The organism is Pseudomonas sp. NPDC007930, from assembly GCF_042958985.1.
Lineage (GTDB): Bacteria > Pseudomonadota > Gammaproteobacteria > Pseudomonadales > Pseudomonadaceae > Aquipseudomonas.
Map to the genome: position 1 here is coordinate 485,218 of NZ_JBIBKC010000002.1, position 16,122 is coordinate 501,339.

Below are 16,122 nucleotides of genomic sequence, written 5' to 3' on the forward strand. Positions count from 1 at the left end.
CAAACTCTAACAACGGCGGGGATTTTGGGCAAGGCGCCAATATGTTAAATTGGTGGTTTTTCCGACCACGCCACCACATGATCGACGCCATGTGACCGCGTGATCGCGACCATGTTCCCCAGGCAGTGGAACGAATCCGCCGCCTTTTACCGGAGACCCCCAATGGCGCTCGAACGCAGCGACGTGGAAAAAATCGCCCATCTGGCCCGTCTGGGCCTGAAGGACGCCGATCTCCCACGCACCACCGATGCCCTCAACAGCATCCTCGGCCTGGTCGACCAGATGCAGGCGGTGAACACCGACGGCATCGCCCCGCTCGCCCACCCCCTTGAAGCCAGCCAGCGCCTGCGCCCCGACCAAGTGACCGAACACAACCAGCGCGAAGCCTACCAAGCGGTCGCCCCGGCCACCGAAAGCGGCCTGTACCTGGTGCCCAAAGTCATTGAGTAACGCAAGCGAGCCTGCCATGCATGAATTGACCCTGGCCCAGATCGCGCGCGGTCTGGCCGAGAAACAGTTTTCCGCCGAAGAGCTGACCACCACCCTGCTGGCGCGCATCGCCCAGCACGACGGCCAGCTCAACAGCTTCATCACCGTGACCCCGGAGCGCGCCCTGGCCCAGGCCAAGGCCGCCGACGCCCGCCGCGCCGCCGGCGAGGGTGGCGCCCTGCTGGGCGCGCCGATCGCCCACAAAGACCTCTTCTGCACCCAGGGCGTGCGCACCACCTGCGCCTCGCGCATGCTCGAACAGTTCGAAGCGCCCTACAACGCCACCGTGGTCGAGAAGCTCGACGGCGCCGGCATGGTCACCCTCGGCAAAACCAACATGGACGAATTCGCCATGGGTTCGGCCAACGAGAACAGCCACTTCGGCGCGGTGAAAAACCCCTGGCAGCCCGAGCACGTGCCCGGCGGCTCCTCCGGTGGCTCCGCCGCCGCGGTGGCCGCGCGGCTGGTGCCGGCCTCCACCGGCACCGACACCGGCGGCTCGATTCGCCAGCCGGCGGCCTTCACCAACCTCACCGGGCTCAAGCCCACCTACGGCCGGGTCTCGCGCTGGGGCATGATCGCCTACGCCTCCAGCCTCGACCAGGGCGGCCCGCTGGCGCGCACCGCCGAAGACTGCGCGCTGCTGCTGCAAGGCATGGCCGGTTTCGATCCGAAAGATTCCACCAGCATCGATGAACCGGTGCCAGACTTCTCCGCCGGCCTGAACGCCTCGCTCGGAGGCCTGCGCATCGGCGTGCCGAAGGAATACTTCGGCGCCGGCCTCGACCCACGCATCGGCGCTGCCGTGCAGGCGGCGGTGGCCGAACTGCAAAAGCTCGGCGCGCAGGTCAAGGAAATCAGCCTGCCCAACCTGGGCCACGCGATCCCTGCCTATTACGTGATCGCCCCGGCCGAGGCCTCGTCGAACCTGTCGCGGTTCGACGGCGTGCGCTTCGGCTACCGCTGCGACAGCCCGGTCGACCTCACCGACCTGTACAAGCGTTCGCGCGGCGAAGGCTTTGGCGCTGAAGTGCAGCGGCGCATCATGGTCGGCACCTATGCGCTGTCGGCCGGTTACTACGATGCCTACTACATCAAGGCCCAGCAGATCCGCCGGCTGATCAAGAACGACTTCATGGCCGCCTTCGAGAACGTCGACGTGATCCTCGGCCCGACCACGCCGAACCCGGCCTGGAAGATCGGCGCGAAAAGCGCCGACCCGATTGCCGCCTACCTCGAAGACTTCTACACCATCACCGCGAACATGGCCGGCCTGCCGGGCCTGTCGATGCCCGCGGGCTTCGTCGACGGCTTGCCGGTAGGCGTTCAGTTGCTGGCGCCGTACTTCCAGGAAGGCCGCCTGCTCAACGTCGCGCACCGCTACCAGCAGGTCACCGACTGGCACAGCCGGTCGCCGGAAGGGTTCTGAGGAGAAACACACATGCAATGGGAAGTCGTGATCGGGCTGGAGATTCATACCCAGCTCGCCACCCAATCGAAGATTTTCTCCGGTTCCGCCACCACCTTCGGCTCCGAGCCCAACACCCAGGCCAGCCTGGTCGACCTCGGCATGCCCGGGGTGCTGCCGGTGCTCAACGCCCAGGCCGTGCGCATGGCGGTGATGTTCGGCCTGGCGGTAAACGCTGAAATCGGCCAGCGCAACGTGTTCGCGCGGAAAAACTACTTCTACCCCGACCTGCCCAAGGGCTACCAGATCAGCCAGATGGACCACCCCGTGGTCGGCAAGGGCTTTCTGGACATCACCCTGGAAGACGGCACCATCAAGCGCGTGGGCATCACCCGCGCGCACCTGGAAGAAGACGCCGGCAAAAGCCTGCACGAAGACTTCAACGGCGCCACCGGCATCGACCTGAACCGCGCCGGCACGCCGCTGCTGGAAATCGTCTCCGAGCCCGACATGCGCAGCGCCAAGGAGGCCGTGGCCTACGTCAAGGCCGTGCACGCGCTGGTGCGTTACCTGGGCATCTGCGACGGCAACATGGCCGAAGGCTCGCTGCGTTGCGACTGCAACGTGTCGGTACGGCCCAAGGGCCAGGCCGCGTTCGGCACCCGCTGCGAGATCAAGAACGTCAACTCGTTCCGCTTCATCGAAAAAGCCATCAACCACGAAGTGCAGCGGCAGATCGAACTGATCGAGGACGGCGGCAAGGTGGTGCAGGAAACCCGCCTGTACGACCCGAACAAAGACGTCACCCGCTCGATGCGCAGCAAGGAAGAAGCCAACGACTACCGTTACTTCCCGGACCCCGACCTGCTGCCGGTGGTGATCGAAAGCGCCTTTATCGAAGAGGTGCGCGCCGGCCTGCCGGAGCTGCCACCGCAGAAGGTCGAGCGCTTCCAGAGCCAGTACGGCCTGTCGCAGTACGACGCCTCGGTCTTGGCCTCCAGCCGCGAACAGGCCGACTACTTCGAAGCCGTGGTGGGCATTGGTGGCGACGCCAAGCTGGCGGCCAACTGGGTCATGGTCGAGCTGGGCAGCCTGCTCAACAAACTGGGCCTGGACATCGACCAGTCGCCGGTCAGCGCGGAGCACCTCGGTGGCATGCTGCTGCGCATCCGCGACAACACCATTTCCGGCAAGATCGCCAAGATGGTGTTCGAAGCGATGGCCGCCGGCGAGGGCGACGCCGACCAGATCATCGACGCCAAGGGCCTGAAGCAGGTGACCGACAGCGGCGCGATCGAAGCGATGCTCGACGAGGTGCTGGCGGCCAACGCCCAGCAAGTCGAACAGTACCGCGCCGCCGATGAAGCCAAGCGCGGCAAGATGTTCGGCTTCTTCGTCGGCCAGGCCATGAAAGCCTCCAAGGGCAAGGCCAACCCGGGGCAGGTGAACGATTTGCTCAAGCGCAAACTCGAAGGGTGACCCTCACCCTCCCGCCGGTGGCGGCAACGCCCGCCACCGGCCACCTTCAGAAGGAACTGCAGCGCATGTGGCGCCCCCTTTGCCTGATTGCCGCCCTCTCCGTACTGGGCGGTTGCGCCCTGGTCGAAGAGGCCGAACCGACCATCGACCCACATGGCTACGACGAACAAGGCATGGCGTCTTATTACGGCGCCCGCCATCACGGCAAGCGCACCGCCAGTGGCGAACGCTTCGACCAGAACGCCCTGACCGCCGCCCACCGCCGCCTGCCGTTTGGCAGCAAGGTGCTGGTGACCAACCTGGCCAACCAGCGCACGGTGGTGGTGCGCATCAACGACCGAGGCCCGCACACCCGCGGGCGGTTGATTGACCTGTCCCAGGCCGCCGCCGAACAACTGGGCATGGTCGCCAGCGGCACCGCCCGGGTGCGCGTGCAAGACCTCGACGACTGACGGAGCCCGCCCATTTTCGACCTCGCCGCCCTCCCCGCCCTCAGCCTGATCCAGGGCGCATTGGGCCTCGTGATGCTGCTGGCCGGCGCCGAGTGCCTGGTGCGCGCGGCCGTGGGCCTGGCCAGCCGGCTGAACCTGCGGCCGCTGATCCTCGGGCTGACGGTGGTGGCGCTGGGCAGTAGCGCGCCGCAAATGGCCATCGCCTACCGCGCCACCGAGCTGGGCGCCGGCGACATTGCCCTGGGTAGCGTGTTTGGCGGGTTGATCTTCAGCGTGCTGGCCACCCTCGGCCTGTGTGCGCTGCTCACCCCGCTGCGGGTGTCGCGGCCGGTGGTGGTCAACGACCTGCCGCTGATGGTCGCGGCCACCGCACTGGTGTACGGCCTGTGCCTGAACCAGACCCTCGGCCGCGCCGAGGGCGCGCTGCTGCTGGTGGGCCTGGCCGGCTACCTGTGGCTGGTGCTGGGGCAATCGCGCCGGCACGGGCGCAGTTGGTCGCGCCAAGGCACGCCGAGCACCCTGCTCACTCCGGCGCTGCTGGCGCTGTTCGGCCTGGCCGGCACCCTGCTGGGCAGCCGCTGGTTGCTCGGCGCCACCCTCGATGTGGCCACCGATTTGGGGCTGTCGGAGCGGATCGTTGGCCTTACCGCCGTGGCGATCTGCGCCAGCCTGCCGGAAATGGCCATGTCGTTGATGGCCGTGCTGCGCGGCGAGCGCGACCTGGCGGTGGGCAACGTGATCGGCAGCAACCTGTTCAACCTGCTCGGGGTGCTCGGCTTCACTGCCTTGGCGGCGCCGTTGTCGGTGTCACCCAACGCCCTGGACTTCGACCTGCCGGTGATGCTCGGCGTGACCCTGCTGGCCATGCCACTGTTCTACGCCGGCTACCGCATCACCCGCCTCGAAGGCCTGCTGCTGCTGGGGCTGTACGCCGCCTACGGGCTGCACCTGCTGGCATTCACCTTCGGCATGCCCCTGGCCGGGCGGCTGGAGCACTGGCTGTGGCGCGGCTTGCCACTGCTGGCCGCCGTGGTGGCCTGGGGCGCGTGGCGTACCTGGCGGCGGCGCTGATCAGATCACCCCCGCCCACTGCAACAAAAAGATCCCGATATTGGTAGTCACCGCGGCCGCCACGGTGGTGATCACCACGATCGCCGCCGCCAGCTGGTAGTTGCCGCCCGCCGCGCGCACCATCACATAGCTCACCGAGGCAGTGGGCGCGCCGAAGTACAGGAACAGGATACCCAGGTCCGCCCCGCGGTAGCCGCACAACCAGGCACCGAAGGTGCCCAGCACCGGCAAGATCACCATCTTCGCCACGCTCGACTCGATCGCCGTGCGGCTGCTTTCGCGCAGCGCCGCCAGCGACAGGCTGCCACCGATGCAGATCAACCCCAGCGGCAGGCTCATGTTCGCCAGGCTTTGCCCGGACTGTTCGATCCAGGCCGGCAGGCGCCAGCCGGTCAGGGCGAACGGGATGGCCACCAGCACGCTGATGATCAGCGGGTTACGCACGATATTGACCAGCACGCTCCACGGGTCTGACTTCATCCCCGGGGTGTACACCGACAGCACCACCACCGACAGCGCGTTGTAGCACACGATGACCAGGCCGGCGAGGATCGACCCCAGCGAAATACCATAGGTGCCGTACATGCTCGCCGCCAGCGCCAGGCCGATGACCCCGTTGTTGCCGCGAAACGCCCCTTGCACGAACACCCCGCGGTCGGCCAACGGCACGCGCAGGGTGGCGTACCACCAGATCAGCGCGAAGCTGAGCACGCTGGCCAGGGTGAAGTACAGGGCAATGCCGGGTTTGAATGAGGTGGCGAAGTCTGCGTGGACGATGCCCAGGAACAACAGGCACGGCATGGTCAGGTTGAACACCAGCGCAGACGTTACGCGAATGAAGCCGTCGTCGATCCAGCCCACCCGCTTGAGGACCCACCCCAGCGCCAGCATGGAAAACACCGGCAGGGTAATGTTCAGGGTTTGCAGGAAAAGCTGAAGCATGCAGGGAGGTCCGTTGTCCGTTGTCGGAGCCCCATCTTAAACGCAACGGCGCGCTCGTGGCGCGCCGTGGTCTGTGCAAGCACAGAAAAAGAGAGAAGGAGCACCCGCCAGGCTTGTGGCCCCGCGGGGGTGGGCGGCCGGAGCCGCCCGGATGGGCTTATTGCGGGCCCATCTTGTCCATCAGCGCGGCAAGGGCTTCGTACTCTTCGCCGGTCAGGTCGGTCAGCGGGGTACGCACCGGGCCTGCGTCGTAGCCGGCGATCTTGGCGCCGGCCTTGACGATGCTCACCGCGTAGCCGGATTTACGGTTACGGATGTCGAGGTACGGCAGGAAGAAATCGTCGATCAGCTTGCCAACGGTTTCGTGATCATCCTTGGCAATGGCGTGGTAGAAGTCCATCGCGGTTTTCGGGATGAAGTTGAACACCGCCGAGGAGTACACCGGCACGCCCAGGGCCTTGTAGGCCGCGGCGTAGACTTCAGCGGTCGGCAGGCCGCCGAGGTAGCTGAAGCGGTCGCCCAGGCGGCGGCGGATGCTGACCATCAGTTCGATGTCACCCAGGCCGTCTTTGTAGCCGATCAGGTTCGGGCAACGCTCGGCCAGTTGCTCGAGCAGCGGCGCGTTGAGGCGGCAAACGTTGCGGTTGTAGACGATCACGCCGATGTTCACCGACTTGCACACCGCCTCGACGTGGGCGGCAACGCCGTCCTGGGAAGCTTCGGTCAGGTAGTGCGGCAGCAGCAGCAGGCCCTTGGCGCCCAGGCGCTCGGCTTCTTGAGCGTAGGCAATGGCCTGGCGGGTAGAGCCACCCACACCGGCGAGGATCGGTACGCTCTTGGCGCAGGTGTCGACCGCGGTCTTGATGATGGCGGAGTATTCGTCGGCGGCCAGGGAGAAGAATTCACCGGTGCCGCCGGCGGCGAACAGCGCGCTGGCGCCGTACGGAGCGAGCCATTCCAGGCGTTTGACGTAGCCTTTGGGGTCGAAATCGCCCTGGGCATTGAAATCGGTGACCGGGAACGACAGCAGACCGGACGAGAGGATGGACTTGAGTTCTTGTGGAGTCATTGTAGGAACACCCTGCGAGCACTGTTTGGGGATACGGGCATCGGCGTGTTGTCCGATGTTGTAGGTCATCGTACAACTACAATTGGGGAGATGCAAGAGGCAGGTGATTAAGGTTGATGGCAATGCAACTGGCCCCTTGGCGCGCAAACGCAAAGGGGCCAGCTACCCGCGGAAAAAACCTTTGTGCCCTAGCGCGCCGCTTCTTCGTGCGCCTGGCGCAGCCGCTCGCGGCTGTTGGTCAGGTGCAGGCGCATCGCCGCGCGGGCGGCGTCGGCGTCCTGGCGGGCGATGGCGTCGAAGATTTCCTCGTGCTCGCGGCTCAGGCGGGTCATGTAGTGCTGTTGGTCATCATGGGCCAGGCGCGCCGAGTTCAACCGCGTGCGCGGGATGATGCTGGTGCCCAGGTGGGTCATGATGTCGGTGAAGTAGCGGTTGCCGGTGGCCAACGCGATACGCAGGTGGAACTGGAAGTCCGAGGCGACCGCGTCGGTGGCGTGGGCGGCGCTTTCGTTCAGCGCGTCGAGCGCCTCGCGCATCGCCGCCAGTTGCTCTGGCGAGCGCCGCTGAGCGGCCAGCCCGGCGGATTCCACCTCCAGGCTGATGCGCAGCTCGAGCACCGCGAGCACGTCACGCAGGGTGACGATGGTTGCCGGGTCGATGCGGAACCCGCTCGGGCTTGGCGTATCGAGCACGAAGGTGCCGATGCCGTGGCGGGTTTCGACCTGGCCGGCGGCCTGCAGCCGAGAGATCGCCTCGCGCACCACGGTGCGGCTCACGCCTTGTTCTTCCATGATCGCCGACTCGGTCGGCAGCTTGTCGCCGCGCTTCAATTCACCGCTGCGGATGCGCTCGCTCAGCACGGCGACCAGTTCCTGGGCCAGGCTACGGGGTTTCTTGCGGGCGCGTGGGGTGGCGCTCTGGTTATCCATGACGTGTATCGATCTCGAAGCGGTGATTAAGCGGCATCATAGCGCAAACCGGGTCATACGATCACGACTCCAGCACGCCGGCCGGCTCTGGGCACAGTTGGCCGTGGTCGATACGCACCCGCCGCGGGTGGAAACGCTTGAGGCTGCTGCGGTGGCCGACGCTGACCACCCCCAACCCAGGCAGTTTTTCGATCAACATTTGATACAAATTAGCTTCGTCCTCTTCGTCCATCGCCGACGTGGCTTCGTCCATGAACAGCCACTGGGGCTTGAACAACAGCGCCCGGGCAAACGCCAGACGCTGCTGCTCGCCGGGGGACAACACCCGTTGCCAGTGGTTGGCTTCATCCAGCCGGCCTTGCAGGTGGCCCAGGCGGCAGGCTTCCAGCACCTCGGCGAACTGCTCGGCGCTGTAGGCGCTGGCCGCCTGTGGATAACTCAGCGCTTCGCTCAGGCTGCCGATGGGCAGGTAGGGCTTTTGCGGCAGGAACAGGCAGCGCTCGGCCGGCATCAGGATGCGCCCGCCACCGCTCGGCCAGAGCCGGCCCATCGCCCGCAACAGGGTGCTCTTGCCGCTGCCGGAGCGCCCCAGCAGCATCACCCGCTCACCCGGCGCTACCGCCAGGTTGGCGCCTTCGACCAACGCGCGGCCATCGCCCAGCGTCAGCGCGAGGTTTTCCACCGCCAGCGCCTCGCCCTGGGCGCTCACCTCGATCGCCTGCGGCCGTTGTTCGTTGGCGGCCATGTCTTCATGGAAGCTGAGCAAGCGGTCGCAGGTGGCGCGCCAGGTGGCCAGCGAGGCGTAGGAATCGATGAACCAACTGAGGTTTTCCTGCACGTTGCCAAAGGCGGAGTTGATCTGCATCAGCTCGCCGAGCTGGATCTTGCCGGCAAAGTAGCGCGGCGCGGCAACGATGAACGGGAAGATCACCGCGGCCTGGCCGTAGCCGGCGGTGAAGAAGGTCAGGCGCTTCTGCACCCGCATGGTGTTCCAGTAGTTGTGCCACACCGCGCCAAAACGCCCGCTCAGGCGCCGATGCTCGTTGGGCTCGCCATCGAACAGCGCCACGCTCTCGGCGTTCTCACGCACGCGGATCATCGAGAAACGCAGGTCGGCCTCGTAGCGTTGCTGCTGGTTGGCCAGGGGGATCAAGCGCCGGCCGATCTTGTGGGTCAGCCAGCTGCCGACCACCGCGTACACCAGCGCGGCCCAGAACATGTAGCCGGGAATGCTGAAACCAGCCACCTCAAGGCTACCCGACACGCCCCAGAGGATGATCGAGAACGACACCAGGCTGACCACCGTGCGCAGTAGCCCCAGGCTCAGGCCCAGGGTGTCGCTGGTGAAGCTGTTGATGTCTTCGCTGATGCGCTGGTCCGGGTTGTCAGTGTAAGAGGCGGTTTCGAGCTGATAGTAGTTCTTGTGCCCCAGCCAGCGGGCAAAGTGCTGCTCGGTGAGCCAGCGCCGCCAGCGGATGGTGAGCATCTGGGTCAGGTACAGGCGGTACACCGCGCCGAAGATCGCCACCATGGCGATCACCAGAAAATGCAGGATCAGCCGGGTGAAGGCCGCGGTGTCTTTGTTTTCCAGGGCGTTGTAGAAGTCTCGGTACCAGTTGTTCAACCACACCGAAATGCCCACGCTGAACAGCGACAACACCACCACGGCGATCAGCAAGGCCCAGGCCTTGCCCTTTTCCTCGCTGCGCCAGTAGGGCGCGGTCATCTGCCACACGCGTTTGAGAAATTGCCCATGGACCGCGTCATTGACCACGGAAGGCTCTGGGTTCTGGTTCATTGATCAGGCTCTTGCACGGCGACGCCGCGGTTCGGCCTTGAACCGCCCAGCGCTCGAGGGAAGGTAAGGCCGGCGCTCAGCGCCGGACTGGCCGCTTCTGCAGCTTGCGTTGCAAGGTCCGCCGGTGCATGCCCAGGGCGCGGGCAGTGGCGGAGATGTTGCCTTCGTGTTCGGTCAGTACCCGCTGGATGTGCTCCCACTGCAGGCGGTCGACCGACATCGGGTTGTCGGGCACCAGGGTGTCGAGGTCGGCGTGGTCGCTCATCAGCGCCGCCAGCACGTCGTCGGCATCGGCCGGCTTGCACAGGTAATTGCGCGCACCGCGCTTGATCGCCTCCACCGCGGTGGCGATGCTCGAATAGCCGGTGAGGATCACCACGCGCATGTCTGGGTCCAGCGCCAGCAGCTTGGGCAGCAGCACCAGGCCAGAGTCGCCTTCCATCTTCAGGTCGAGGGCGGCGTAGTCGGGGATGTCCTGCTGGGCCAGTACCAGGCCCTCTTCGGCCGAGCTGGCGGTGCTCACGCGCAGCCCACGGCGGGCCATGGCGCGGGCCATCACGCGGGTGAAGGTGGCGTCGTCGTCGACCAGCAGCAGGTGCGGCAGGTCTTCGCCTTCGCCTGGGGTTTCGTCAGTCATTCAAGTCTCCTCGCGGGTCAGCGGAAGGCGCAGCTCGGTGAGCGTGCCGCCTTCCTCATGACTATAGAGTTTTACCGAGCCGCCAGCGCGGGTCACGCTGGCCTTGCTCAAGAACAGGCCCAGGCCGAAGCCCTTGCCCTTGGTCGTGAAGAAAGGTTTGCCGATTTGCTCGGCAATAGCCAGAGGCACACCCGGCCCATGGTCACGAATTCGAATGAAGATGTTTTCATCGTCCCAGTCCAGCGTCACCGCCAGGTCGTCCGGGCAGGCGTCGGCGGCGTTGTTGAGCAGGTTCAGCAAGGCCTGGGTGAGGTCGGGCGGCGGCGCCAGCAGCGGCGGCGTGCCCTTGCCGAGCATCTGGTAACGATAGGTGGTTTCCGGGCGCATCAGGTGCCAGCGGTTGGTCGACTCGTCGAGCCACAGGGTGACCGGCCGGGCGCTGACATCCAGCCGGCGGTTGGCTTCGGCAGCGCGCACCAGTTGCTGGAGGGTCTCTTTGCACAGCTTGACCTGGTCTTGCAGCAGGGCGAGGTCTTCCTGCAGGGCGGGGTCTTTGTCGGTGTGCTCCTGGCGCATCTCTTTGAGCAACACGCTCATGGTCGCCAGCGGCGTGCCCAGCTCATGGGCGGCGCCGGCGGCTTCGGTGGCCACCGCCAGCAGTTGCTGGTCGCGCAGGCCTTCTTCGCGGCGCTCGGCGCGCCATTGCTCCTGGCGGCGCAGTTCTTCGGCCATGCGCGCGGCAAAGAAGGTGATCACCCCGGCAGCCAGGGCGATACTCAGCCACATGCCGTACACCTGCATGCTCTCGCGCGCCACCGGGAACGCCTCGAGCGGGTAGAAGCGCACCAGCAGCAGGGTGTAGCTGACCAACGCCAGGCCAGACAACGCCAGCGAGTAGATCCACGGCAAGGTCACCGCGGCGATGGTCAGCGGCACCAGGTAATACGACACGAACGGGTTGGTCGAACCGCCGGAGTAGTACAGCAGCACGCTGTGGATCAACAGGTCGCAGCCCAGTTGCACGGCATACTCGAACTCGGTCACCGGCAGCGGCAGGCGCAGCCGCGCGGCGGTCAGCGCGCAGAGCACCGCGGAGAACGCCAGGGTGATCACCAGCGGCAGCCACGGCAACGGCAACAGGTGGGTGAGGTAGGCGAACCCCACCGAGCCGGCCTGGGCGGCCAGCACCAGGATACGAACCAACGTCAACCGCCAGAGGTTCTGGCGGGTGGCGGACAACGGCGGCAAGGCGGCGAGCATGCGCTCTCCCGAGAGCGGAAATAGTTTCAAAAGTATACCCAATGCCCCTTGATGACTGACAAACCTGCGGCAAACGGCCACAGTGGAACCGTGCCCCGAGCATACAGTCTCAGGGGCAGGAATTCGCCTCTGCCGTTACCTAGGAGCTGCCATGTTCACCCCACGCCGCTGTTCGGCCCTGCTGCTGGCCGCGGGCCTCGCCGCCCTGCCCCTGGCCCACGCCGACGACCTTCACTACAACCAGGTGTCATTGCGCGCCGAGGCCAGCCGTGAAGTGCCCCAGGACTTGATGAACGTGACCCTCTACACCGAGGACCAGGGCCGCGACCCGGCCGAGCTGGCCGCCAGCATCAGTGCCACGCTGAACAAGGCCCTGGGCCAGGCCCGCGCGGTGCAGGGCGTGACCGTGCGCCAGGGCAGCCGCCACAGTTACCCGATTTACGACGACAAAGGCCAGAAGATCACCGGCTGGCGCGAGCGCGCCGAATTGCGCCTCGAAAGCCAGGACTTCCCTGCCCTGTCCAAGCTCACTGGCGAGCTGCTGCAAACCCTGAAGATGGGCGGCATGGCCTTCGACATCGCCAAGAACACCCGCGCCGACAACGAAAACGCCCTGCTCAAGGATGCCGTGGTGGCCTTCAAGGCCCGCGCGCAACAGGTGACCGAGGCCATGGGCGGCAGCGGCTACAAGATCGTCAGCCTCGACCTCAACAACAGTTCCAGCGCGCCCATGGCCCGCGCGCCGGTGATGATGCTGAAAGCCGCGCGGGCCGATGCCGCGCCGATCACCCCCGACGTAGAAGCCGGTACCAGCGAAGTGCAGGTCAGCGCCGGCGGCATCATCGAGGTGCAGATGGCGCCCTGAGGCCTCTGCCTCAGGCGTTAGCCAGGCGGCCCGATGCTCCCCTTTCGGGCCGCCGCGCACCGTTCGCCCGCTCACGGTGCACGCTGGGCTAAATTGTTCTTCACTGAACGGCGAAAGCTTTCATCGATTTATATCGATGCGACATTCTAGTACGTCCGTACAGCATTTTCGGAAAACTACGCGGCTGCGGCATTGCACTGGGTATGTACCCTGCATAAGTATCGCCGGGTGCCCAAAAGGCAGCCCTCTTTTTCTAAAATGACAACAATGAGGCCACCATGCTCAAACATGCAGTCATTCCGTTTCTCGTTGGTGCCAGCCTGTTCGCCGCCACCCCCCTGGCACAGGCCGCGTCCAACCTGGTGTTTTGTTCGGAAGGCAGCCCTGCTGGCTTCGACCCGGGGCAGTACACCACCGGAACGGACTTCGACGCGTCCGCTGAGACCGTGTTCAACCGCCTGACCCAGTTCGAGCGCGGTGGCACCGCCGTGATCCCGGGCCTGGCCACCAGCTGGGACGTGTCCGACGACGGCTTGACCTACACCTTCCACCTGCGCCAAGGCGTGAAGTTCCACACCACCGAGTACTTCAAGCCCACCCGCGAATTCAACGCCGACGACGTGCTGTTCACCTTCAACCGCATGCTCGACCCGAACCTGCCGTTCCGTAAGGCCTACCCGACCGAATTCCCCTACTTCACCGACATGGGGATGAACGACAACATCAAGCAGGTCGAGAAAGTCGACGCCGCCACCGTGAAGTTCCACCTGGCCACGGTCGACGCCGCCTTCATCCAGAACCTGGCGATGAGCTTCGCCTCGATCCAGTCGGCCGAATACGCCGACAAACTGCTCAAGGAAGGCAAGCCCGAGCTGATCAACCAGCAACCGATCGGCACCGGCCCGTTCGTGTTCAGCCGCTACCAGAAAGACGCGCTGATCCGCTACAAGGGCAACAAGGACTACTGGAACCCGGCCGACGTGAAGATCGACAACCTGATCTTCGCCATCACCACCGACGCCTCGGTGCGCGCGCAAAAGCTCAAGCGCAACGAATGCCAGGTCACCGCCTACCCGCGCCCGGCCGACATCAAGCCGCTGGAAGACGACAAAAGCCTGAAGATGCCGAACCAGCCTGGCTTCAACCTGGGCTATATCTCCTACAACGTGACCCACAAGCCCCTCGATGACCTGCGCGTGCGCCAGGCGCTGGACATGGCGGTGGATAAAAAACGCATCATCGAGGCGGTGTACCAGGGCGCCGGCCAACTGGCCGTGAACGCCATGCCACCGACCCAGTGGAGCTACGACAAAACCATCAAAGACGCCCCCTTCGACCCGGAAAAAGCCAAGGCCCTGCTCAAGGAAGCCGGGGTGAAGGAAGGCACCGAGATCCAGCTGTGGGCCATGCCGGTGCAGCGCCCGTACAACCCCAACGCCAAGCTGATGGCCGAAATGCTGCAGTCGGACTGGAAGAAGATCGGCATCAACGCCAAGATCGTCAGCTACGAGTGGGGCGAGTACATCAAGCGCGCCAAGGCCGGCGAGACCGACGCCATGCTGATCGGTTGGAGCGGCGACAACGGCGACCCGGACAACTGGCTGGGCACGCTGTTTGGTTGTGACGCAGTCAACGGCAACAACTTCGCCAAGTTCTGCAACCAGGACTACGACAAGCTGATCAAGGCCGCCAAGGCCACGCCCAAGCAGGCCGACCGCACCCCGCTGTATGAAAAAGCGCAGCAGTTGCTCAAGCAGCAAGTGCCTTACACCCCCATCGCGCACTCCACGGTGTACCAGCCGATGCGTGACACCGTCACCGACTTCAAGATCAGCCCGCTGGGCTTGAACTCGTTCTACGGCGTCGGCATCAAGGACTGACCCCAACCCGGCTTTTCACGCCCCTCCCGCTGCCCCCAGGGCAACGGGGCGGGTGCGTGCTGCCTGAAACTTCAGAGTTTTCCCACAGCTTTAGCTGAAAAGTCTGCTGATGCGTACTGGCGACAGAACCTAGTGTCCGCCTGCGCCCCCCTTTTGGCCGCGATCTGGCCGGGGCGCAACCCACGGTTCTATTGCCAGAGAGGTTCGATGCACCGATGAATACCACTAACCTGATCGCCGCCCTGCTTGCCTGGGGCATGCTCGGCCAGGCGAACGCCGCCAACACCCTGGTGTTCTGCTCCGAAGCCAGCCCCGCCGGCTTCGACATTGCCCAGTACACCGCCGGCACCGACAACGACGCCGCCGAGCCGCTGTACAACCGCCTGGCCGAGTTCGAGCCCGGCGGCACCCTCGCCGTGCCGGCCCTGGCCACCGCCTGGGAGGTCAGCGCCGACGGCCTGGCCTGGACCTTCCACCTGCGCGAAGGGGTGAAGTTCCACCACAACGCCGGCTTTACCCCCAGCCGGGCGCTGAACGCCGACGACGTGCTGTTCACCTTCAACCGCATGCTCGACCCCCAGCACCCGTTCCGCCAGGCCTACCCGGCGGAGTTCCCGTACTTCACCAGCATGGGCCTGGACCGCAACATCGAAAGCGTGAGCAAAACCGGGCCGATGACCGTGGTGTTCCGCCTGCGCCAGGTGGATGCGGCGTTTATCCAGAACCTGGCGATGAATTTCGCCTCGATCCTCTCGGCCGAATATGCCGAGCAACTGATGGCCAGCGGCAAGCCCGGAGACATCAACCGCCGCCCCATCGGCACCGGCCCGTTCATGTTCAGCCGCTACCAGAAAGACGCGCAAATCCGCTACAAGGCCAACCCGGACTACTGGGCGCCGGCGCAGGTGAAGCTCAACCAACTGGTGTTTTCGATCAACACCGACCCGTCGGTGCGCCTGCAAAAGCTGCGCAAGAACGAATGCCAGGTCACCCTCAACCCACGCCCGGCAGACGTTGCCGCGCTCAAGCAAAACCCCCGGCTCAAGGTGCTCGAGCAACCCGGCTACAACCTCGGCTACCTGGCCTACAACACCCTGCGCGCGCCACTGGACCAACTGGCCGTGCGCCAGGCGCTGGACATGGCCATCGATAAACCGAGGATCCTCCAGGCCATCTACCAGGGCGCCGGGCAAGCCGCCAGCAACGCCATGCCGCCCACCCAGTGGGGCTATGACCCGAGCATCAAAGACGCGCCCTTCGACCCTGAAAAAGCCAAGGCCCTGCTCGCGCAGGCCGGGGTAAAGGCCGGCACCGAGATCACCCTCTGGGCCATGCCCGTACAACGCCCCTACAACCCCGACGCCCGGCTGATGGCGCAGATGCTCCAGGCCGACTGGGCCAAGGTCGGCATCAAGGCGAACATCGTCAGCTACGAATGGGGCGAGTACATCAAGCGGGTGAAAAAGGGCGAGCACGACGTGGTGCTGTTTGGCTGGACCGGCGACAACGGCGACCCGGACAACTGGCTGGGCACCCTGTTCAGCTGCGCCAGCGTGGGCAGCAACAACGTTTCGCAGTGGTGCGACCCCGCCTACGACCAACTCGTGACCCAGGCCAAGCAGGTGACCGACCGGCCCACCCGCATCGGCCTGTACCAGCAGGCGCAGCAGCGCCTGAAGCAGCAACTGCCGATCACCCCGATCGCGCACTCCACCGTCAACCAGCCCGTCAGCGCCCAGGTAGAAGGCTTCGTAGTAAGCCCGCTGGGGCGCAACAGCTTCACCGGCGTGCAACTGGTTGATTGATCCACCGGCAACACCCGGCCCGCACAGGCCGGTACTTC

General features: G+C 65.3%; 14 protein-coding genes. 8 read left to right on the top strand and 6 right to left on the bottom strand.

Annotation, left to right across the window (positions count from 1 at the left end):
- Positions 1 to 162 precede the first annotated feature (162 nt).
- The 5 genes from gatC to ACFZCE_RS06760 all read left to right on the top strand — a co-directional run bounded on the left by gatC (position 163) and on the right by ACFZCE_RS06760 (position 4,899).
- On the top strand, positions 163 to 450 hold the full coding sequence (gene gatC / locus ACFZCE_RS06740) for an Asp-tRNA(Asn)/Glu-tRNA(Gln) amidotransferase subunit GatC (protein ID WP_390937235.1): 288 nt from the start codon (positions 163 to 165) through the stop codon (positions 448 to 450).
- Positions 451 to 466: 16 nt separating this feature from the next.
- Positions 467 to 1,918, top strand: a complete 1,452-nt coding sequence (gatA, locus tag ACFZCE_RS06745) for an Asp-tRNA(Asn)/Glu-tRNA(Gln) amidotransferase subunit GatA (RefSeq protein ID WP_390937237.1) — start codon at positions 467 to 469, stop codon at positions 1,916 to 1,918.
- 12 nt (positions 1,919 to 1,930) lie between these two features.
- On the top strand, positions 1,931 to 3,376 hold the full coding sequence (gene gatB / locus ACFZCE_RS06750) for an Asp-tRNA(Asn)/Glu-tRNA(Gln) amidotransferase subunit GatB (RefSeq protein WP_390937238.1): 1,446 nt from the start codon (positions 1,931 to 1,933) through the stop codon (positions 3,374 to 3,376).
- Between the two features lie 65 nt (positions 3,377 to 3,441).
- Positions 3,442 to 3,828, top strand: a complete 387-nt coding sequence (locus ACFZCE_RS06755; protein WP_390937240.1) for a septal ring lytic transglycosylase RlpA family protein — start codon at positions 3,442 to 3,444, stop codon at positions 3,826 to 3,828.
- Positions 3,829 to 3,873: 45 nt separating this feature from the next.
- Positions 3,874 to 4,899, top strand: a complete 1,026-nt coding sequence (locus tag ACFZCE_RS06760; RefSeq protein WP_390937509.1) for a calcium/sodium antiporter — start codon at positions 3,874 to 3,876, stop codon at positions 4,897 to 4,899.
- Here ACFZCE_RS06760 and ACFZCE_RS06765 read toward each other — a convergent pair whose 3' ends face one another.
- From ACFZCE_RS06765 to ACFZCE_RS06790, 6 genes are all read right to left on the bottom strand, one after another.
- Positions 4,900 to 5,841, bottom strand: coding sequence for an AEC family transporter (locus tag ACFZCE_RS06765; protein ID WP_390937242.1), 942 nt, complete (start codon positions 5,839 to 5,841; stop codon positions 4,900 to 4,902).
- A gap of 157 nt (positions 5,842 to 5,998) precedes the next feature.
- Positions 5,999 to 6,910, bottom strand: a complete 912-nt coding sequence (gene kdgD / locus ACFZCE_RS06770) for a 5-dehydro-4-deoxyglucarate dehydratase (RefSeq protein ID WP_390937243.1) — start codon at positions 6,908 to 6,910, stop codon at positions 5,999 to 6,001.
- A 188-nt stretch (positions 6,911 to 7,098) separates the two neighbouring features.
- On the bottom strand, positions 7,099 to 7,839 hold the full coding sequence (locus tag ACFZCE_RS06775; RefSeq protein WP_390937245.1) for an FCD domain-containing protein: 741 nt from the start codon (positions 7,837 to 7,839) through the stop codon (positions 7,099 to 7,101).
- A gap of 61 nt (positions 7,840 to 7,900) precedes the next feature.
- The gene (locus ACFZCE_RS06780; protein WP_390937247.1) at positions 7,901 to 9,637 is read right to left on the bottom strand and encodes an SbmA/BacA-like family transporter; all 1,737 of its coding nucleotides are present in this window, start codon (positions 9,635 to 9,637) and stop codon (positions 7,901 to 7,903) included.
- A 76-nt stretch (positions 9,638 to 9,713) separates the two neighbouring features.
- A complete protein-coding gene (locus ACFZCE_RS06785; protein ID WP_390937249.1) occupies positions 9,714 to 10,274 on the bottom strand; it encodes a response regulator in 561 nt (186 codons plus the stop codon).
- The gene (locus ACFZCE_RS06790) at positions 10,275 to 11,534 is read right to left on the bottom strand and encodes an ATP-binding protein (protein WP_390937251.1); all 1,260 of its coding nucleotides are present in this window, start codon (positions 11,532 to 11,534) and stop codon (positions 10,275 to 10,277) included. It abuts the gene before it with no gap.
- A 151-nt stretch (positions 11,535 to 11,685) separates the two neighbouring features.
- Here ACFZCE_RS06790 and ACFZCE_RS06795 point away from each other — a divergent pair, with 151 nt between their 5' ends.
- From ACFZCE_RS06795 to ACFZCE_RS06805, 3 genes are all read left to right on the top strand, one after another.
- The gene (locus ACFZCE_RS06795; protein ID WP_390937253.1) at positions 11,686 to 12,399 is read left to right on the top strand and encodes an SIMPL domain-containing protein; all 714 of its coding nucleotides are present in this window, start codon (positions 11,686 to 11,688) and stop codon (positions 12,397 to 12,399) included.
- Between the two features lie 278 nt (positions 12,400 to 12,677).
- The gene (locus ACFZCE_RS06800) at positions 12,678 to 14,279 is read left to right on the top strand and encodes an ABC transporter substrate-binding protein (RefSeq protein WP_390937255.1); all 1,602 of its coding nucleotides are present in this window, start codon (positions 12,678 to 12,680) and stop codon (positions 14,277 to 14,279) included.
- Positions 14,280 to 14,494: 215 nt separating this feature from the next.
- Positions 14,495 to 16,084 carry an ABC transporter substrate-binding protein gene (locus tag ACFZCE_RS06805; protein WP_390937257.1) on the top strand — a complete coding sequence of 530 codons (1,590 nt, stop codon included), beginning with the start codon at positions 14,495 to 14,497 and terminating at the stop codon, positions 16,082 to 16,084.
- Positions 16,085 to 16,122 lie beyond the last annotated feature (38 nt).